The sequence below is a fragment of the Desulfurivibrio nitratireducens genome, from assembly GCF_044068515.1.
GTDB lineage: Bacteria > Desulfobacterota > Desulfobulbia > Desulfobulbales > Desulfurivibrionaceae > Desulfurivibrio.
Window position 1 is genome coordinate 15,905 of the sequence record NZ_JBIPKI010000022.1, and the last position, 19,412, is coordinate 35,316.

The 19,412-nt window shown below is 61.9% G+C and carries 19 protein-coding genes; 7 read left to right on the forward strand and 12 right to left on the reverse strand.

The annotated features are described in order from the left end of the window. Positions 1 to 109: 109 nt before the first annotated feature. The 3 genes from ACHHTY_RS07245 to ACHHTY_RS07255 form a co-directional block, all read right to left on the reverse strand. Positions 110 to 535, reverse strand: coding sequence for an arsenate reductase ArsC (locus tag ACHHTY_RS07245; RefSeq protein ID WP_395493435.1), 426 nt, complete (start codon positions 533 to 535; stop codon positions 110 to 112). A 48-nt stretch (positions 536 to 583) separates the two neighbouring features. Beyond that, a complete protein-coding gene (locus ACHHTY_RS07250) occupies positions 584 to 934 on the reverse strand; it encodes an ArsR/SmtB family transcription factor (RefSeq protein WP_395493436.1) in 351 nt (116 codons plus the stop codon). Between the two features lie 69 nt (positions 935 to 1,003). Then, positions 1,004 to 2,170, reverse strand: coding sequence for a phospholipase D-like domain-containing protein (locus ACHHTY_RS07255; RefSeq protein ID WP_395493437.1), 1,167 nt, complete (start codon positions 2,168 to 2,170; stop codon positions 1,004 to 1,006). 555 nt (positions 2,171 to 2,725) lie between these two features. Between ACHHTY_RS07255 and pssA the strand changes: the two genes are divergently transcribed. The 5 genes from pssA (at position 2,726) to coaD (ending at position 7,759) form a co-directional block, all read left to right on the forward strand. Continuing rightward, positions 2,726 to 3,583, forward strand: a complete 858-nt coding sequence (gene pssA / locus ACHHTY_RS07260) for a CDP-diacylglycerol--serine O-phosphatidyltransferase (RefSeq protein ID WP_395493438.1) — start codon at positions 2,726 to 2,728, stop codon at positions 3,581 to 3,583. 96 nt (positions 3,584 to 3,679) lie between these two features. After that, positions 3,680 to 5,200 (forward strand): 2-isopropylmalate synthase, encoded by a 1,521-nt coding sequence (locus ACHHTY_RS07265; RefSeq protein ID WP_395493439.1) that lies wholly within the window; start codon positions 3,680 to 3,682, stop codon positions 5,198 to 5,200. A gap of 151 nt (positions 5,201 to 5,351) precedes the next feature. After that, positions 5,352 to 6,383 carry an aspartate-semialdehyde dehydrogenase gene (locus ACHHTY_RS07270; RefSeq protein WP_395493440.1) on the forward strand — a complete coding sequence of 344 codons (1,032 nt, stop codon included), beginning with the start codon at positions 5,352 to 5,354 and terminating at the stop codon, positions 6,381 to 6,383. Positions 6,384 to 6,512: 129 nt separating this feature from the next. Next, entirely contained in the window at positions 6,513 to 7,103 is a 591-nt protein-coding gene (rsmD, locus tag ACHHTY_RS07275) for a 16S rRNA (guanine(966)-N(2))-methyltransferase RsmD (RefSeq protein WP_395493441.1), read from the forward strand. Between the two features lie 128 nt (positions 7,104 to 7,231). Further along, on the forward strand, positions 7,232 to 7,759 hold the full coding sequence (coaD, locus tag ACHHTY_RS07280; protein ID WP_395493442.1) for a pantetheine-phosphate adenylyltransferase: 528 nt from the start codon (positions 7,232 to 7,234) through the stop codon (positions 7,757 to 7,759). 36 nt (positions 7,760 to 7,795) lie between these two features. Here coaD and ACHHTY_RS07285 read toward each other — a convergent pair whose 3' ends face one another. The 5 genes from ACHHTY_RS07285 to ACHHTY_RS07305 form a co-directional block, all read right to left on the reverse strand. Then, on the reverse strand, positions 7,796 to 8,422 hold the full coding sequence (locus tag ACHHTY_RS07285) for a class I SAM-dependent methyltransferase (protein ID WP_395493443.1): 627 nt from the start codon (positions 8,420 to 8,422) through the stop codon (positions 7,796 to 7,798). A gap of 54 nt (positions 8,423 to 8,476) precedes the next feature. Continuing rightward, a complete protein-coding gene (locus ACHHTY_RS07290; RefSeq protein WP_395493444.1) occupies positions 8,477 to 9,640 on the reverse strand; it encodes a M20 metallopeptidase family protein in 1,164 nt (387 codons plus the stop codon). A gap of 72 nt (positions 9,641 to 9,712) precedes the next feature. Next, positions 9,713 to 10,756 carry a molybdopterin-binding protein gene (locus tag ACHHTY_RS07295; protein ID WP_395493445.1) on the reverse strand — a complete coding sequence of 348 codons (1,044 nt, stop codon included), beginning with the start codon at positions 10,754 to 10,756 and terminating at the stop codon, positions 9,713 to 9,715. 17 nt (positions 10,757 to 10,773) lie between these two features. Then, on the reverse strand, positions 10,774 to 11,358 hold the full coding sequence (locus ACHHTY_RS07300; protein ID WP_395493446.1) for an FmdE family protein: 585 nt from the start codon (positions 11,356 to 11,358) through the stop codon (positions 10,774 to 10,776). Positions 11,359 to 12,023: 665 nt separating this feature from the next. Continuing rightward, a complete protein-coding gene (locus tag ACHHTY_RS07305; protein ID WP_395493447.1) occupies positions 12,024 to 13,454 on the reverse strand; it encodes a sigma-54 interaction domain-containing protein in 1,431 nt (476 codons plus the stop codon). Between the two features lie 304 nt (positions 13,455 to 13,758). Between ACHHTY_RS07305 and ACHHTY_RS07310 the strand changes: the two genes are divergently transcribed. Continuing rightward, a complete protein-coding gene (locus tag ACHHTY_RS07310) occupies positions 13,759 to 15,426 on the forward strand; it encodes an aldehyde dehydrogenase family protein (protein WP_395493448.1) in 1,668 nt (555 codons plus the stop codon). Positions 15,427 to 15,670: 244 nt separating this feature from the next. Here the strand turns inward: ACHHTY_RS07310 and ACHHTY_RS07315 are convergent, their stop codons facing one another. From ACHHTY_RS07315 to ACHHTY_RS07330, 4 genes are all read right to left on the reverse strand, one after another. Next, on the reverse strand, positions 15,671 to 15,868 hold the full coding sequence (locus ACHHTY_RS07315; RefSeq protein ID WP_395493449.1) for a heavy-metal-associated domain-containing protein: 198 nt from the start codon (positions 15,866 to 15,868) through the stop codon (positions 15,671 to 15,673). 97 nt (positions 15,869 to 15,965) lie between these two features. After that, a complete protein-coding gene (coaBC, locus tag ACHHTY_RS07320; RefSeq protein ID WP_395493450.1) occupies positions 15,966 to 17,174 on the reverse strand; it encodes a bifunctional phosphopantothenoylcysteine decarboxylase/phosphopantothenate--cysteine ligase CoaBC in 1,209 nt (402 codons plus the stop codon). A gap of 49 nt (positions 17,175 to 17,223) precedes the next feature. After that, complete coding sequence (locus tag ACHHTY_RS07325; RefSeq protein WP_395493451.1) at positions 17,224 to 17,751, reverse strand: hypothetical protein; 528 nt, start codon at positions 17,749 to 17,751, stop codon at positions 17,224 to 17,226. A 27-nt stretch (positions 17,752 to 17,778) separates the two neighbouring features. Further along, on the reverse strand, positions 17,779 to 18,288 hold the full coding sequence (locus ACHHTY_RS07330) for a nitroreductase family protein (RefSeq protein ID WP_395493452.1): 510 nt from the start codon (positions 18,286 to 18,288) through the stop codon (positions 17,779 to 17,781). Between the two features lie 306 nt (positions 18,289 to 18,594). Between ACHHTY_RS07330 and ACHHTY_RS07335 the strand changes: the two genes are divergently transcribed. After that, on the forward strand, positions 18,595 to 19,401 hold the full coding sequence (locus ACHHTY_RS07335) for a TatD family hydrolase (protein WP_395493453.1): 807 nt from the start codon (positions 18,595 to 18,597) through the stop codon (positions 19,399 to 19,401). Positions 19,402 to 19,412: the final 11 nt, after the last annotated feature.

Consider the following 19,412-nt stretch of genomic DNA (forward strand, 5'->3'; position numbering starts at 1 on the left):
CCGATCAGCGGCGGCCGGCAGCTTAAGCAGCTGGCTACCTCGCTGATTTCCACCGCCAGCCATGGGGAGGCCGCCACCGGGCCGGAGCTGAGATTCAGGACTTCTTTTGTCAAGTGCAACTCAGTTCGGTGGGCAGATTTTTTACATAGTCGCGGATTTCATCCCGCACCCGGCGGTAGTGGGCCAAGGCTTCTTCTTCATTGCTTGCCCCGGCCGCCAGCCTGGGCGGATCGTCAAAGCCGCGATGAATCACCTTGCCCGGAAAATAGGGACAGGTTTCATTGGCATGGCCGCAGAGGGTGATGACATAGTCGAAATGGTCGTCGGGCAGCTCATCCAGGGTTTTGGAGTATTGCGCGCTGATATCCACCCCGGCCTCGGCCATTACCTGCACGGCCCGAGGGTTCAGGCCATGTTTTTCCAGCCCGGCGGAAAAAACCTCGAACCGCTCAGCCAGCAGTTTGCGGCCCCAGCCTTCGGCCATCTGGCTGCGGCAAGAGTTGCCGGTGCATAGAAACAGAATCTTTTTGTTCATCGCGGGAATCTCCATTTGGCGGCTTGGCGGGCTTACCGGCGGGGCGTTTCAGTTGCAACTCCCCTTACCGTTTTCGTTTTGTCGTCGAAGTGCTAGATTGGTGCTGTCCCGGCGGACTTGGTCGTGGGTGGCCGTTTCCCGGCACAGGGCGGCCAGAATTGCGGTTTGCAGCGGATTCATGGTTTCGGCCAGGCGGTAATGCATCCAGACCCCCTGGCGGCGGCAATCCACCCAGCCGCTGTTTTTGAGATAGGCCAGGTGCCGCGAAATCGTAGACTGGGGCAGTTCCAGAACGGCGATCAGATCGCAGACGCAAAGCTCGCCCGCGGTCAACAGCAGCAGCAGGCGCAGGCGCACTTCCTCGGACAGAGCTTTCAGTACTTCGGCTATTTCTTTCATTGTTATTACCGTTTATCCGCATAAGCGGATATTGTCAAGCCCAAAAAATGGGCAGCAGATTCACTCGGGCTATGGTTTGCGCTGGCTGAAGCGTTCCAGCCACAGTTCGATGGTTCCCCAGAACCGTTCCAGCAGCCGGTGATACCAGGCGCGATGGTGCCACTCCCCGGCGAGAATTTCCCGGCTCTGGTCGAAATCGGTTTCGAACTGCGCCGCCAGCTCTTCGGCCAGGGCATGGTTTTGCGCCTCCTGGTTGGCCTCCAGGTTCCAGCGGAAGTTCCAGCGGTCAATGTTGCTGGAGCCGATGGACACCCAGTTGTCGCAGAGCAGCAGCTTGGCGTGCAGGAAACGGGGCTGGTACTCGAAGATCCTCACTCCCGCGGCCAGCAGCTTGCCATAATAACGCCGGCCGGCATGCCGGACACTGGGATGGTCGGTGTAAGAGCCCGGCAACAGCAGGCGCACGTCGCGGCCCCGGCGAGCGGCCTGGTACAGGGCCCGGCGGATTTTCCAGGACGGAATGAAGTATGCGGTGGCGACCCAGATCCTGTATTGGGCGGTGCGCAGGCGCTTGAGCAGTGAGCGCTTTATCTCCATCCGCAGGGGGTTATTGAGGGTAACCCGGCCGAATGCCGGCCCGGATTTAGTCCTGCTGGCGGGGGAAGTTTTCGTCATCGGCGGCCGCAGGGGGGCTTGTTTGCCGTCCCGGGTTCGGTTCCACAACTGGGCAAAGGCGGTGCGCCAGTCGGCGACGCAGGGGCCGCGGACGGCGAGCATGATGTCATGCCAGGGGCGGGGGAGGGTGGGGGCAAACTCGTCGGTAATGCCGGTGCCGCCGGTATAGGCAACCCCGTCGTCAACCACCAGCAGCTTGCGATGATCGCGCCAGAGGTTGCGGCGCAGTTTGCCGTAGTCCAGGGGGTTGTAAAAGGCGAGATGGACCCCGGCGGCGAGCAGCCGTTGGCGGTCCGCCGAGCTCAATCCCCGGGCGCCGAAATCGTCCAGCAGGACGTGGACCCGGACTCCGCGGCCGGCGGCATTACCCAGGGCCGCGTTGAACCGGTCGGCGACGGCCCCCGATTCGAAGAGGTACATTTCCAGCAGCACATAATGATGCGCTGCCTCAATGGCAGCGAGCATGGCTGGAAAGAATTGTTCACCGTCCACCAGGAGCTCGAAGCGGTTGCCGCCGCGCCAGGGGAAGTGTTTGCGATGGATGGGGAAGGGAGTCCGCATGGATCAGGGGCAGGGGTTGAGCTTCAACCGGATCCGGCCCGGGGAATGCGCCGGGACAGCGAAACTGGGAATATCAGACGATCCCATGACGACCTCCCTTTTTAATAATCAGCCCCAATATGACAACCTCGCAATAAACCGCCAACCCGCATTGGTCGGCAATGGCACAACAACGAGTTATGAAGTGTGCCTTGTCGTCCCGGCTTTTGGCGACGTCGATAAATTTAAGTCATTCTAGTAATTGTCCGGGTTACGGTCAAGTTTTGCCCGCATCAGGCTTGCCGGCTTGCGACCCGGTGGTAATGGAGCTCAGCCTCGGCTAAGGAGCGAAACCAAGGCGGCTGAGGATGCTGAAAGAGGTCGCGGCGAAGGCGGCCAAATCACTTTTCCCGTTTCGGTTTGCCTGGAAATTAGGTATTATAATGTGATTATATTGTGATTTCCCGTCCAGATCCGGCGGGGGCGGCCAGCGGCGGGATGCCTTTTTGGCCTCGGAACCCGGATGTTTGCCGGACTCCCTAAACTTATGTCCTGAATATACGGAATTTATATAAGATGAGCAGTAGACGGCGCAGATATTTCGAGCGGGGGCAGCAGGGCCGGAAAGGCAAAATCAGCCTGCTGCCCAGCATGCTCACCACCATCAGCCTCTTCAGCGGCTTTTTTGCCATTATTGCCGCCATTGAAGGCCAGTTTTTCCATGCCGCGGTGGCCATCATCGTGGCCGGGGTTTTCGATGGCCTTGACGGCCGGGTGGCGCGGCTAACCGGCACCACCAGCGGCTTTGGCAAGGAATACGATTCGCTTTGCGACCTGGTGGCCTTCGGGGTGGCTCCGGCCATTCTCGCCTTCCAGTGGGTGCTTTATCCTTACGGCCGCTACGGCTGGCTGGCCGCGTTTCTTTATGTGGCCACCACCGCCCTGCGCCTGGCCCGTTTCAATTCCCAGCCGGCAGGAGAGGAGAGCAAGAACTTCGTCGGCCTGCCCTGTCCGGCGGCCGGGGGAATGATCGCCACCGCCTATCTTTTCTGCCATTTTTTCGAGATCAGCGGCGCGACCATGGAAATCGCCATGCTGGTAGCGGTTTATCTGCTCTCCTATCTGATGGTCAGTTCCATCACCTACCAGAGCTTCAAGCAGCCTGAGACCCAGCGCAAGAAAGCTTTCCAGATGGTGGTGGGGGTGGTGCTGATGATCATGGTGCTGGCCACCGAACCCCGGGTCACGCTTTTTATCCTCGGTCTGATCTATGTGCTTTCCGGGCCGCTGGCGGCGGCATACCGGTTGCTGGTTCCGGCCCGCAAGGCGGGAACCGATGAGGGGCAGGCAGAGGCAGATCCGACAGAACAGACCAGCGCGGGAGAGACGGAAGAAGAGGGCAGACTGGAACCCAAAATGCCGCCTTCCGCCTGATGGCCGGGTCGTGATTCTTTCCTGAAGCAGATCCAAGCAAAACCATTTATACGGACCGGATCGGTTGTGCTTGCCGGGGCCGGGGAGAATAGCAAAATGTCCGAGAAAGTTTTTATTTTTGATACCACTCTGCGCGACGGCGAGCAGTCGCCGGGCGCCAGCATGAATATCCACGAAAAATTCCGCCTGGCCCAGCAGTTGGTCAAGCTCAAGGTGGATGTGATCGAGGCCGGCTTTCCCACCGCCTCGGCCGGTGATTTCGAATGCGTCAAGAATATCGCCGACAATATCCGGGGAGCCCAGATCGCCGCCTTGGCCCGCTGCAACGTCAAGGATATCGATAATGCCTGGGCGGCCCTGAAGAACGGGGAGAACCCCCGGATTCACACCTTCCTGGCTACCTCGGAAATCCACATGAAGCACAAGCTCCGCCTCAGCCGGGAGCAGGTGCTGGAGCTGGCGGTCGCCTCGGTGCGCCATGCGGCTAAGTACACCGGCAACATCGAATTTTCGGCCGAGGACGCTTCCCGCAGCGATCTTGATTTCGTTTGCCAGGTTTTTCGCGCCGTGATCGACGCCGGGGCCACCACCCTCAATTTCCCCGACACTACCGGCTACGCCCTGCCCGATGAATTCGGGGCCAAGATCCGCTACCTGATTGAAAACATTCCCAATATCGACAAGGCGGTGATCAGTGTCCACTGCCACAACGATCTCGGCCTGGCAGTGGCCAATTCCCTGGCGGCGATCAGCAACGGTGCCCGCCAGGTGGAATGCACCGTCAACGGCCTGGGCGAACGGGCCGGCAACACCGCCCTGGAAGAGGTGGTGATGACCCTGCGCACCCGCCCCGGCCAGGTGGCCGATGTCCACACCGATATCGTCACCGAGCATATCTACCCCACCAGCCGCCTGGTCAGCACCATCACCGGGATGGTGGTTCAGCCCAACAAGGCCATCGTCGGCGCCAACGCCTTCCTCCACGAGTCCGGGATTCACCAGGACGGCGTGCTCAAGGAGCGCAGCACTTACGAGATCATTAATCCCAAGGACGTGGGCATCTCGACCAGCAATATTGTCCTGGGCAAGCATTCCGGCCGGCATGCGATCCGGGACAAGATCAAGGAGCTGGGTTACGGCGAGTTGGGCGAAGAGGAGTTGAACCGGGTATTTGCCCGCTTCAAGGCCATGGCCGATCTCAAGAAGGAGATGTTTGAAGAGGACCTGGAGGCCATCGTCATGGACGAGGTTCTGCGGGTGCCCGATTCCTTCAAGCTGCTCCACCTGACGGCCATGAGCGGCAGCCGCTCCCTGCCCACCGCGGCGGTCCGGCTGCTGGTCCACGGCCGGGAAAAGGAAACCGCCTCCCTGGGCATCGGCCCCATCGACGCCACCTTCCGGGCCATTGCCCAGTTGACCGGGACCAGCAGCAAACTGCTCTATTTTTCGGTCAGCTCGATCACCGGCGGCACCGATGCCCAAGGCGAGGTGATGGTCCGGATCGAGGACAACGGCAAGGTGGTGGTGGGCCAGGGCGCCGACCCGGATATCATTACCGCCGCCGCCAAGGCTTATCTGACCGGACTTAATCGTCTGGAATACCTGAAAGAACGGTAAACGTCGGGCAGGGCCGGCTTGCCCGCGGCGGCCGCAATGCCGTAAACACCGGGACCGCCGGGGCCGATCCGAGGCCCGGTCGTGCGTTTAGCGTTCGGATCAAGGAATTGTTATAACCAAGAACCACAGAGCAAAGGAGAGATGAGCAGCAATGAGTCAGGCAGAAGGAAGAAAATTCAACGTGGCGGTGGCGGGAGCCACCGGAGCAGTGGGTGGGGCGATGCTGGATGTCCTGGAACGGCGGAATTTCCCGCTCGGCGAGCTGCGCCTGCTCGCCTCCTCCCGTTCGGTGGGCAGGAAACTGCGTTTTCGGGGCGAGGAGATTGCCGTCCAGTTGTTGGATCGCGACGCCTTCAAGGGGATTGACATCGCTCTTTTTTCCGCCGGCGGAGACCGTTCCCTGGAGTTTGCCCCGGCGGCGGTGGCGTCCGGCGCGGTGGTGGTGGACAACTCCAGCGCCTACCGGATGGACCCGGAAATCCCTTTGGTGGTGCCGGAGGTCAATCCCCACGCCATCGCCCGCTATAAAAAACGGGGGATCATCGCCAACCCCAACTGTTCGACGATACAGATGCTGGTGGCCCTCAAGCCCATTCATGACGCGGCCCGGATCAAGCGGATCGTGGTCTCCACCTACCAGGCCGTTTCCGGCACCGGGGCCAAGGCCATCGCCGAACTGGAGGCCCAGGTGCGGGCCTGGGCGGAGGGGCGGCCGCTGCCCAAGCAGGTTTATCCCCACCAGATCGCCTTCAACTGCCTGCCCCATATCGATTCCTTCCTGGACAACGGCTATACCAAGGAAGAGATGAAGATGGTCAACGAAACCCGCAAGATGTTCGAGGACGATTCCATCGGGGTAACCGCCACCACCGTTCGGGTACCGGTGTTCTACGGCCATTCCGAGGCGGTCAATATCGAAACCGTCCGCAAGATCACGGCCGCCGAGGTCAAGGAACTGATGGCCCGGGCCCCGGGGGTCAAGCTGGTGGACGAACCGACCCTCAGCCGCTACCCCCTGGCCTTGGACTGCGCCGGCAAATTCGAAACCCTGGTGGGCCGGATCCGCGAGGATGAATCCATCGCCAACGGGATCAATCTCTGGGTGGTGGCCGACAACATCCTCAAGGGAGCGGCCCTCAATGCCGTCCAGATTGCCGAAATCCTGGGCCGGGATTATCTGTGATTCAGGAAACAGGTGCCAGGAGACGGGGGGCCGGAAGAACGAGTAGAGGGCAGAGAAAGGGAAGATGGACTTTATTTGCCGCCGCTGCTCTCTATTTGTTCTCCACCTGGCCTCTGACGGCTGGCTGAGATGCGGATAATCGCCGGCAGTTGCAAGGGGCGGCGCCTGCAGGCCCCGGGCCGGCGTTTTGCCGCCCGCATCCGGCCCACCTCGGACCGGGCCCGCGAGGCTCTTTTCAATATTATCGGTCCCGAGGCAACCGGGGCGGCGGTGCTTGATCTTTTTGCCGGTACCGGGGCCCTGGGCCTGGAAGCCCTGAGCCGGGGGGCGGCGACGGCCCTCTTTGTCGAGGCCGACCCCGAGGTTTGCCGTCTGCTCCAGGCCAATATCGAGCTTTGCCGCTGTGGCGAGCGGGCCCGGGTGCTGCGCCGGGATTGCGCCGCCGGCCTGGACTTTTTGCCGGGCTTGACCCCGCCGGGCGGTTTTGACCTGGTCCTGGCCGACCCTCCTTACAGCCGGGGGCTGGCCGCCGCGACCCTGAACCATTTGGCCACCCTGGCGGTTCCGGGGGCGGGGGGGATTTTGGCCCCTGAGGCCCTGGTTGTGCTGGAAACCGGCCGCCAGGACGAGTTGCCGCCCCAGGTTGGAGCGCTGCAGGCCTGGCGCGAGTCCCGGCGTTATGGAGAGGCCCGGTTTCATTTCTATCGTCAGCTTAACTGATCCGCTGGGCGCCAAAAGGCCTGCGGCTGCGGCTGGTCCCCGTTAACTCGAGCTATCAGGGTTGCCGGGGCCGGGGGCGGTACGTGGTTGCCGGCTGGCCCGATTTCAGACTTGGGGAGAAAATGGTAATGGCCGATTATGAACCCCTGATCCGGGAAGAGACCAGGCAAAGGATCGCCGTCTATCCCGGCACCTTCGATCCGATCACCATGGGGCATCTCGATATCATCAAGCGGGCCCTGACGATTTTTGACAAGGTGATCGTCGCCATCGCCAAAAATCCCGGCAAGGAGCCGCTCTTCAGTCTGGAGGAGCGCAAGGAGATGATTCGGGCCTGCTTCCCCGCCAGCGAAACCCGGGTCGAGGTCGATGAGGTTTCCGGTCTGCTGGTGGATTACGCCTACCGGCGCGGGGCGCGGGCCATTGTCCGGGGCCTGCGGGCGGTTTCCGACTTCGATTACGAGTTTCAGCTGGCCCTGATGAACCGCCGGATCGAACGGGAAGTGGAAACGGTTTTCCTGATGACCGGCTTCCGCTGGATCTTCATCAGTTCCAGTATCATCAAGGACGTGGCTCGCCATGGCGGTGATGTCGGCGGCCTGGTGCCGGACCATGTCTGCGAGCGCTTGCGGGAACGCTATATGCGGGAGCAGTAGAGCCGGCCAAGCCGGCCCCGGGTTTCTCAACCGCCCCTATCCCTTGAGCCAGACCGGGAGCTCGTGATCCAGCCGGGTAAAGCGGGGATCGGCGGCGATCTGCTCGCTGTTCTTGTGGTTGGCGATCAGGATTCCGCCGGGCTGGAGCCGTTCCTCGATCATCTTTTCAAAGCGCAGCTGCAGATCCCGCTCGGCGAAGGGGCGGAAATAGTAGATCACCGGGAAAAGCCGGTAGTCTCGGTATTCCCAGATGTCGGCGGCGCTGACCCGCTCGGGGCCGAAGAGACGGCGGGCGATGGCGCAGGGGTGGGGATCTTTCTCCAGGCCGTAGACATCAAAGCCCATCTGCTCGGCCAGCAGCATCACGTTGCCGATCCCGCAGCCCACATCGAGCAGGGCCGGGGCCTCCCCGGCCGGGGTGGCGTCGCTCAGGCCCAGGTGGCGCCGCACCAGGGCCAACTGGCGAAATACCTGGCGGCTGTCCATGGCCACGAAGGGGTATTCCCGACTGGTGTCATTGCGGCTGGCCCGGCTGGCCTCGTTGCCCAGCAGACCCACAAAGCGGTTGCTGACATTGATAAAGACCTCGCAGCGGCTCAGCTCGTCCTCGGTATTCCGACAATGGTCAAGCCCGGCGCCAGCCGGGGGCGTTTGATCATTCATTTTCCTTCTTCAATCCTATCAATACTATGCCAGGAAGCCGGCTGCATGGTGGCGCTAATTGGTGGCCAGGGCTGCCAAAGCCACCTCGGCCAGGAATGCCGCCCCGATGGGTAGAACTTTTTCGTTGAAATCAAAGGTCGGACTGTGAGCAGGCCCGGCCGGCGCCTGCTTTTTGCCGGCCCCGAAACGGACCAGGCAGCCGGGGACTTCCCGCAGATAAAAAGCGAAATCCTCGCCCCCCATGCTGGGGGCGGGCAGACCCGGCACCTTGGCTGCCCCCAGGCGCCGTTCCGCCACCTGCCGGGCCAGGGCGGTGGCGCCGGGGTCGTTGTTCACCGGCGGGCAGCCTGGCCGGATGGCTACCTCGACCTTGAGCCCGGCGCTGCGGGCGGTGGCTCGGGCCATTTTCTCCAGCCCGTGCAGCAGCATTTGCCGGGTTTGGGAATTAAGGGCCCGGATGGTGCCCGAGAGCGCGGTTTCGGCGGCGATCACGTTGGCGGCGCTGCCCCCCTGGATTCGGCCCACGGTCAGGACGGCCGGAGTTACCGGGTCGCGGGTTCGCGAGATCAGGGTCTGCAGGTGCAGGATCAGGGCGGCGGCGCTGACGATGCAGTCGGCGCTCTCATGAGGCTTGGCGGCGTGTCCTCCCGGGCCGCGGAACTCGATGGTGAAGTCATCGGTGGAGGCGCAGATGATGCCGGGCTCCACGGCGATGCTGCCCACCGGAAAATGGCGGTCGATATGACCGCTGAAGATGCTTTTGACTCCCGCCAGGGCACCGGCGGCGAGCATGCCGGGCGCCCCGCCGTCGCCTTCTTCCGCCGGCTGGAAGATCAAGCGGACGGGACCGGGCAGCCTCCCGCTTTTTTGCAGCAGGGCCGCAGCCCCCAGGAGCATGGCGACATGGCCGTCATGACCGCAGGCATGCATAACACCGGGGTTTTGCGATGCGAATTCCAGTCCGGTGGCCTCCTCAATGGGCAGGGCGTCGATATCAGCCCGCAAGGCCACGGCGGCGCCCCGCTCGGGGCCTAAATCGGCCAGCACCCCGGTTTGATGAACCCGGCGGGCGGGAATTCCCAGTTCAGCCAGTCTGGCCAGGATAAAGCGGCAGGTTTGGTGTTCCGCTCCGCTTAGTTCGGGGTGGCGGTGAAGCTGGCGGCGGATTTCCCGCATCCAGTCGGCCAGGGCTCTATCGATGGGGATCTTGGTGGTCATGTTTTTATGATAGAGAAGAAACTTCCCCCGCAAGGACATTCGCTCCGTCGCCCGGGCTGAATGGAGGATTGATTAGGCTTTGCCGAAGGGGCAGGCCGGGAAGATGCATTTTTTGCAGTTCAGGCAGAGGCCGCCGTGGCCCAGCCGGGCAAAGGCCTCGCGGCCGATTTTTTCGCCGGCCAGTATCCGGGGCAGGACCAGGTCCAAGACCGTGATCCGGTGGAACATCCCGCAGGCCGGCAGACCCATGATGGGGATTTCGCCGCGCTCCCCGGGGAGGTAGGCCACCAGGAACATCGCCCCGGGCAAAACCGGGGTGCCGTAGGTGATATCGGTGGCGCCGGCCCGGGCGATGCCGATGCGGGTTACATCGTCGGGATCCACCGACATTCCGCCGCTGGTGATGATCAGGTCCGCTCCGGCGGCCAGGCATTCCCGGATGGCGGCGGCAATCCGGTCCGCATTGTCCGGCGCCTTCACCACCTGGACCACCTCCGAGCCCACCCCGGCCATTTTCCGGCGCAGTACCGGCTCGAAGGTATCCTTGATCCGGCCGGAATAAACCTCGTTGCCGGTAATTACCAGGCCGGCCCGGGCGACCCGCAGGGGTTCGACGCGAACCACCCCCTGTCCTTGCCGACTGGCGATTGCCACCGCCGCTTCAACAGCCTGGCGGTGGCCAACCAGGGGGATCAGCCGGGTGGCGGCCACCTGTTGCCCCTGTTTGACCAGGGTTTCACTGTGCAGGGTGGCGCACATCACCTCTCCCAGCAGATTGAACCGATAGAGGGCCTCCCGGTCCACCCGGAGCAGGCCGTCCCGGCCGGCCGTGAGACTGAGCTTGCCCTCCATCGGTTCGCCGGTCACTTCTACTCCGGGCCCCGCCAGGGCGGCGGCCATCAACTGGGCAGCCTCATTTTCGTGGATATCCTCGGGGGTCAACGCCAGGATATAGATGTTTTCCTTGCCCAGACGCTTGAGGTGGTCGATATCCTCGGGCCGGACGATATGGCCTTTGCGAAAGGCCCGGCCTTTGAATTCGCCGCGCCGGATTTCGGTTATATCGTGGGGCAGGACCATGCCCACCGCTTGTTCCACCGGGACGGTTTTTGCCATGGAACGATTCCCCTGGTTCAGTTGATGATGGTGTAGTAGCGTCCCGTCGCGCAGGGGCGGCAGAGAGTTTGCCCGTCTTGTTCGATTTCCCGGCAATCCTGGACCCAGTCGCCGCAACTATGGCATTGGACCCGGCGGAGAGGTTTGCCCGGCAGGTCTTCCGGTGGAATGGTGACCTGGACCCGCTGGATGCGGAAAAGCTCATCCTCCGCCATGACCCGATAGGCCTCGAGTTGCTGCTGATAGCGGTCGCCGATTTGCGGGCAGTATTTTTTCGCCAGTTCGCGGGATTCCTCCCGGGCGGTTACCCGCACGGCCTTTCCGGTCTTGAGATTGACGAAGGTGGCGGCCATGATGCCGTAATCCAGCCACTTGAGAGAGCGCTTGCCCAGGGTGCAGCCGGTTACGCTTTGGATGGCATCGGTGGCGCAACGGTCGATCTCCACCAGGACGTAAAAATCCTTGCGCTGGCTGCCCCGGGGATCAGCGATTTCGATTTCCCGCAGGCCGATCATGGCCAGGCGCACCCCGATGACCTGGCCGGCGCAGATATGGCCGTGAATGGTGGTGGACTTGTCCAGCAATTGTTCGAAGGTTTCCATGCGAGCGGCAGGCCTCGGTCGGCTCCAGAGAGAGCAAAGGGGAAACGGCGGCATCCGGCGAAGAATTTAGCCGCAGGAACCGCCGCTGGTGACTGCGGATTACAAAAATAAGATATAGTCAAGTGAAAGCAACAATGCAATGGCTTTCACCTTGGTTGAAAAAGGATTTAGTCAGGGGGGTGGACAGGTTGAGTGTTGCCTGAAAGCCGCCAGTCGGGCTGGGGATAACAGCGCCGGGAGGTCTGGTTGTGACCCCGGCAGGGAGAGCTAGTGGCCTATAAGGTCGAGACCGGCGGCCGGCGGACAAAGTAATGCCCCTTGAGTTGGGGAACAAAAGGGGCATTACAGGTGTAATCAGCAGGCCGGTTCCGGCTCGAAGACCTGCTGACGGAGGGGGCTGTGTGTTGCCAAGTTATACAGCAAGTAGTGTGCCACATAATCAAAAAAGCAGCCAAGTTGCTAATATTAAAAGATATTATAATTTTTGCCTCCCCGGTGGCGGCGGTTGGGAGGGAGCCGTCTGGGACAAAAATGTCCCAGGCTTGTTTCGCTGGGGCTTTTTATGGCTGAATACAGGGATTAAATCCCATTTGAGGCATAAGTGCCCCATGCTGGGTCATGCTGGAAGGTGCCCCGGGCCAAGGAATATAGGGCCGGGATGGCTCTTAGAGGTTGAGCTGGCGCATCTTGCGAAAAAGGGTTTTACGGGAGATACCCAGCATCGCGGCCGTGTTTTGGCGATGCCACTGGTTGGTATGGAGAGCCTGGCGAATCAGTTCCCGCTCGATGGTGTTCAGATTGTCCTGTAAAGCCCCCCCGTTGCCCCGGGCCGGGACGCCGCGAGCTATTTCCGGGTCTGAGTGCGGCGGGGACGGGTCAGGGATGACGCCGGGACCGGTGGGGGTGAAAACCAGTTCGCCCAAGGTAAGGTAGCGCTGGATCACATTCTGGAGTTCGCGGACATTGCCGGGCCAGGGATATTGCTCCAGGCGCTGATATATCTCTTCGGGAATGATGCCTGGGCCGCTGCCGGGACTGAATTTGCGGATAAAGTGATCGGTCAGGGGGCGCAGGTCCTCGCCCCGGTCCCGCAGAGGGGGCAGCTGGACCGGGATGACATGAATCCGGTAAAAAAAGTCCCGGCGGATTTTGCCGGCCCTTACCAGTTCCTCCATATCCCGGCTGGTGGCCCCAATGATCCGCACATCAGGCTTGCGGGTTTCCCGGCTCCCCACCGGACAGAAACCGTTGCCCTCGAGGACCCGCAACAGCTTGACCTGCATCGCCAGGCTGATTTCCCCGATTTCATCGAGAAACAGGGTGCCGCCGTCGGCCTGGTCCAGGTAGCCCTCCCGATCGGTGTTGGCTCCGGTGAAAGCTCCCTTGCGATAGCCGAAAAATTCACTTTCCGCCAGAGTTTCAGGGATGGCTCCGCAGTTTACGGCGACGAAATTCTTGCCCGCCCGCTTGCTCAGATCATGAATGGTGTGGGCCACCACCTCCTTGCCGGTGCCTGATTCCCCATAGATAATCACATTGGCGTTGGAGCCGGCGGCCTTGGCCAGGACATCGTAAACCCGCTGCATCACCGGACTGTTGCCCACCAGCAGGCCGAAACGAATATTGTTGCGGATAAAGGGGGCCTGCTTGATCTGGTCGCCGGGCGGCAGGATCCGGCTTTGCGACGGGGCCAGCATGGCCAGCATCTGGCCGGAAAGATCGTGCAGGGTTTCCACCGCTCCGATCAGCTTGCCCTTTTCATTGAAGACCGGGGCGGCCATGAAGTGGAGGTGCAGGGGCTGGCCGCCCATCTTGAACCAGTCGAAGGCCTCCCAGGCGTTGGGAATGATCCGCGACTGGCCCGGATTTTTGTCCTGGTAGAGGCTGAAGAAACTGTTAAGGTCGTTCTTGAGGATCAGGTCGGCCACCAGCGGCCGCTTGTGGGTATAGAAGGGCTCCCAGTGGCGGTCGGTCCCGATCATCTCGATGGCCTTGAACCCGGTGAGCGCTTCGCAGGCTTTGTTCCAGTAGGTGATCTTGTTGTCCAGGCCCACCGCGAACTGGGGCAGGGGAGAGCAATCGAGTAATTGAAACATGGTCTTTCCTCGCTGAAGAGCAGACCCTGAAATTTGCCCGCCGGAGCTGAAGCGGAACATTTTGAATTTGGAAAGTAAGCCAGACCCTGGGCAAAGTCAAGATGATCCGAGTAAATCGCGTTGTCAAACAGGTCCGGGCGCGTTATTGTCGGTGGTTCTTCTTTTTTGGCATCATTTTTTATTTTACTACAATTTTGGCAAAGACAACAGGGACCCCGCTCGGGGGGCTGCTTGCCTTTATGCTCACCAGATTTCGGCGGTTTCTCTCCGACGAGTCGATACTGTTGATGAGGACTGGAAACAAATGAACGAAGTTTCGCTGGCGGAAATTTTCCCCCATCCGGCCACGATTCCGGAGCAACACCGGTGGCCTGGGCCCATCGAGCAGCGTTGCTGCCTGTGTGCCGGAGAATTGCGGCCCTGGTCCGGACCCGTTCGGGATGTCTGGTCGCCGATCCATCTGTCCGGCTCCAGCCTGGCCGCCGCGGCCGGTGCGGCTGCTAAACTTTATCCAGCCCCAGCCCCAGCCCCAGCCCCAGCCCCAGCCGCCGCCGGGGAGTTGCAACCGTTACGTTTGGGCAGCTATCCCCTGATGGGGGAAAAAGAAGCCCAAGCGGCCCTGGCGGCGGCCTGCCAGGCCTATGGCCAGGGTCTGGGCGAGTGGCCGGCCCTGGGCGTGGCCGGGCGGATCGCCCGGGTGGAACAGCTGGTTGAGCGGATGGGGGCGGCCCGTTCTCTGGTGGTGCGGGGGCTGATGTGGGAGATCGGCAAGAGTTATGCCGAGGCGGAAATGGAGTTCGCCCGGACCCTGGAGTACATTGGGGCCACCATCGCCGAGTTGCGCCGCCGGGAGCAGCGGCAGGCCGCAGTCGTCAGCGAGCATGGCTTCCTGGCCCTTTTCCGCCGGGCGCCGCTGGGAGTGGCCCTTTGCCTGGGGCCTTATAACAATCCTTTCTACGAGACCTTCACCATTCTGGTTCCGGCCCTGCTTATGGGCAATACCGTGATTTTCAAGCCGCCCCGGCTCGGGGTGCTGCTCCATAGCCCCCTGCTGGAAGCCTTCGCCGAAATCTTCCCCCCGGGCGTGATCAATACCCTCTATGGCGAAGGTGAAGAGATCCTGGCCCCCCTGATGAAGTCGGGCCGGATCGATATTCTGGCCTTCATCGGTTCCCGCCGGGTGGCGGATCTGCTGCGCCAATGGCATCCCCAGCCCCGGCGCCTGCGCTGCCTGTTGGGCCTGGAAGCCAAAAACGCGGCCATTGTGCTGGCCGATGCCGATCTGGACCGCACCGTGGCCGAATGTGCGCTGGGAGCCCTGGCCTTCAACGGTCAGCGCTGCACCGCCCTGAAAATGGTGTTCGTGCATGAGACGCTGCGCGCCCCCTTCCTGGAGAAACTGGCTGAATTGGTGGATCGGCTACCGGCGGGGATGCCCTGGACTCCGGGGGTGCGGATCACGCCCTTGCCGGAGCCGGCAAGGGTTGCTTATCTCAACGGCCTGCTTAGCGATGCCCTGGCCAAAGGAGCCCGGATTATCAACGAGGGCGGCGGGCGGGTCAACCAGACCTTTATGACCCCGACGGTGCTTTATCCGATGGATCAAAGCATGCGTCTTTACCATGAGGAACAGTTCGGGCCGCTGATCCCGGTGGCTGGCTTCCGTGATGCGGCGCAGCCCCTGGGCTACGTGGAACAGTCCGAATTCGGCCAGCAGGTGAGTATTTTCGGCCAGGATGAGCGGGAAATCATCGCCCTGTCCCGGCCCTTGCTGAACCAGGTTGCCCGGATCAATATCAACTGCAAGTGCCAGCGCGGTCCGGACAGCTTCCCTTTCACCGCCCGCAAGAACTCGGCCGAGGGAACCATGGCGGTGGCGGCGACCCTGGACGCCTTCAGCCTCAGCAGCCTGGTCGCCGGCAAAGCTGACGCGGGCACCCGCCGCGTGCTGGCGGGGCTCTTTCCGGCCTGAATCCCCGCCAGTTGGTCTCCGGCAGCAAGGTTCAGCTTTTTTAAAGAGATTTTTTTTGAGAGTCCCTCGCCGGGCCGGCAAGGGATCAGTGGCCGGGACCAAGCGCCGGGGCAACGGGTTGCGGGCCCGCAGGCTGCTTTGCCCCGTTGTCGCCACCGCCAACCCAGGCCCGGCGGCGTCCGGGCTGGGGCAGCGGCTGGAGGGTTTGGCCGCTGCCGCCCCCCAACGCGCTGATTGACCGGCTCTATACCACCTCGAAACCGATTTTCTGGATGGCGCGGCGGATGGCTTCGGCCGGTACTTCCTTGGTTTGCAAAAAGGTGGCCGTGCCTTCAGTCAGGTTGACGTGGACATCCTTGATGCCGTTAACATCGCTGAGCGCCTTGGTTACCGAGGCCACGCAATGGGCACAGGACATTCCCTTGATTTTGATGGTGGGCATGGCTTTTCTCCTTCGGCTGAGATGGTATCGTAACTGGTTTGCTGGGCGGCCGCGGCTGGGTGGCTTGGAGCCGGCAAGTAATGCTGTCCGCTCCTGCTCAGATCAGGCGCAGGATGGTGTTGAGGATGCGATGGGCAACCTCCTCCTTGGTCAGCAAGGGCAACTCCTCCACCGCGCCGTTGCGGTCCAGCAGGGTAACCCGGTTGTTGTCCACGGCAAAACCGGCATCCTCGGCGCTGATATCGTTGATGGCGATCAGGTCGAGATTCTTGGCCGCCAGCTTGCGCCGGCCCTCCTCCAGATGGTCATTGCTTTCGGCGGCAAAACCCACCAGGAGAGGGAAACAGCGGGCCGTTTTTTTTCGTTCCCCCAATTCCCGGAGAATGTCCGGGTTGGCGGCCAGGGCCAGGGCGGCATCGGGGGTACCCTTCTTGATCTTGCGGGCCTCATAGCGGGCCGGACGATAGTCGGAAACCGCCGCAGCCATGATCATAACATCCATTTCCGGGCCCCGCTGGCTGACCGCGGCGTGCATCTCCTGGGCGGAAACCACCGGCAGCACCTCGACTCCGGCCGGCGGGGTGATGGAGCCGGGACCGCTGACCAGAACCACTTGGGCTCCGCGCCGCCGCGCCGCCGCCGCCAAGGCATAGCCCATTTTGCCGCTGGAACGGTTGGTGAGCAGGCGGACGGGATCGAGCGGCTCCCAGGTAGGGCCGGCCGTGACCAGGACTTTTTGGCCCCGCAGATCCTGGGGGGTCAGGACGGCGATAATTTCCTGGCGCACGATTTCCCAGTCGGCCAAACGGCCGGGGCCCTGATCGCCACAGGCCAGCTCACCGCAGGCCGGGTCGATGACGGTATAGCCGAATTCCTTGAGCCGGGCGAGGTTGGCCTGGGTGGCGGGGTGCTGGTACATGGCGCTGTTCATCGCCGGGCAGACCAGAACCTTGGCCTGGGCCGCCAGGATTACGGCGGAGGTCAGGTCGTCGGCCAGACCCTGGGCCAGCCGGGCAATGGTATTGGCGGTGGCTGGAGCCAGCAGAATCATGTCGCAGTTGCGTCCCAGATTGATATGCGGCATGGCCTCGGCATCTTCCGGGGCAAACATGGCCGTGTGGACCCGGTTGCCGGAGAGGGCGGCAAAGGTCAGGGGGGTTACGAAGTTTTGCGCGGCCCTGGTCATCATCACCGTGACCACGGCCCCTTCCTTCCGCAACCGGCGGGTCCAGTCCGCCGCTTTGTAAGCGGCGATCCCGCCGCTTACCCCCAATAGAATGCGTTTGTCAGTGAGCAGAAAAGACAAGCAGCCTCCGGTCGGTTAAGGGATTGCCTGGCATCAGCGGGTTCCGGTCTCAAAAGGCGAACGGGGTGGTTACGGCCGGAGCGGGGGAGCTGCTGGCCTTGCCCTTGCTGAGATCGTCGGTGATGTGGATTTGGACCTCGGCCGTGTTGCGGACTATTTCGCTCTGCCGGATAATGATGGTGCAGGTCTTGTGGGGTTTGTCATAAGCGATCAGAACATCGCGGTATTTGACCGATCCCGCCAGCCTCCAGTTATTTCTGGCCATGGTGGTGACAAAAAAATCGGTCAGGGAGTCAACATCGACCCGGCCGCTGAAGTAGAGGACGCCGCCGGCATAGGAATCGGTGTTGACGATCATGCTTTTGGAACGGTTCCAGACCAGTTCACTGGGGACCAGCAGGTCGCGAAAATTTGCGGGATTATAGGGGGCGGCATGAACTTCTTCATCTTCCACGATTCGGGAACCGATGCCGAATTTGCCGTTTTGGGCGCAGGCGGTGAAAAAGGGCAGCAGCAGAAGCAACAGGACCAGCAAGCGGAAAGCGTGGCGCGATGACTTAGCGGTTGTGCGGGACATGAAAAACCTCCTGTGGGACAAAATGTTTCAAAAGATTTTGAGAATGAATTCTTCAAGGGGTTTTCGCTGCGAACTGCGTTCGCCGGGAGCCGGGCGGCCCAGGGCAATCACCGCCATCAGGTCCAGGTGATCTTCCAGGGCCAGGATTCGCCGGACTTCCTCCTTGTTTTTGAGGATCTGGCCGAGCCAGACCGCTCCCAGCCCCAGAGCTTCGGCGGCCAGCAGCATATTCTCGATGCAGGCTCCGGCGGCCTGGTGATCCTTGACCTCGTCGTACATGGTGTTGCGGTCCAGATAAACCGCGATCAGGGCCGGGGCGGCCAGCACCACCTGTTTATACTTGGTTTGTTCGGCCAGCCGGCCGCGGGTCTGGCGGTCGCGGATCAGGACAAAGCGCCAGGGTTGATTGTTTAAACCCGATGGCGCCCAGATTCCGGCCTTGACGATTTCGCGCAACTCATCCAGGGAAACATCATCCGCCGTAAAATGGCGGACGCTGCGGCGCCGGTAAATTGCTTCAAGGACAGGATTGGTCATGGTTGCTGGCAAACCTCGGCGATTCTGGGTACTTTAGGAGCCGGATGGGCAAAACAGCCCGCGGCCCGGACCATGGACAGGGGGGTAACGTTGTTAGGTCCGGCAAGCTGCAGCGCCGGCGGCCGAGCCGGGCTGCTGACTGAAAATAATAGTCGGCAGGCCTTGCTCTGTCAATCAAAAGCCAGTGGGGCGGGGGCATTGCCAGCGGACCGGGAATCTGGTAGAAGGGGTGCCGGGTTCCGCCCCGCGTTAAAAGTCATACCCCATCTTGCCCCATTAGCTTCAACCTTTGCAAGGGAGAAAAACGTGACGACCAAGCCGCTGCCGCTGCCCGAGCAAGCCCCGGCTCTTATCGATACCCATTGCCATCTCGATTTCCCCGACTACCAGGGAGACCTGGCCGAGGTTTTGGCCCGGGCCGCCAAGGTCGGAGTAGCTGAAATAATCACGGTCGGGATTGACCTGGCCACCTCCCGCAAGGCCTGCGAGCTGGCCGCGCGCCTGCCGGGGGTTTACGCCACGGTGGGAGTACACCCCCACCACGTCAACGAAATGGGCCCCGATGATTACCCGGCCCTCCGGGAGCTGACCGCCCGTCCCGAAGTGGTGGCCTACGGTGAAATCGGTCTCGACTATGTTAAGGAATATTCGCCGGCGGCATTGCAGCGGGAGCATTTCGTCCGCCAGGTGGAGATCGCCCGGCAAGCGGGCCTGCCCCTGATTATTCATGACCGGGAAGCCCACGCCGATACCCTGGCGATCCTCCGCGCCGCCGGAAAATTGCCGGCCGGCGGGGTCATGCACTGTTTTTCGGGGGATGCGGCCCTGGCCGAGGAGGTGCTGGAACTGGGGTTTTATATTTCCATTCCCGGGGTGGTGACCTTCAAGTCGGCGGCGGTCCTGCGGGACGCGGTGCGCCGGGTGCCGCTGGAGCGCCTGCTGCTGGAAACCGACGCCCCTTTTCTGGCCCCGGTCCCGATGCGGGGCAAGCGTAACGAGCCCGCTTTTCTGCCTTATATAGCCCGCCTGGTCGCGGAGGTGAAAGAATGCGAGCTGGAGGAAGTAGCCCGCCAGACCACGGCCAATGCCCACCGCTTATTCGGAATATGTTGAAAGGAACCATG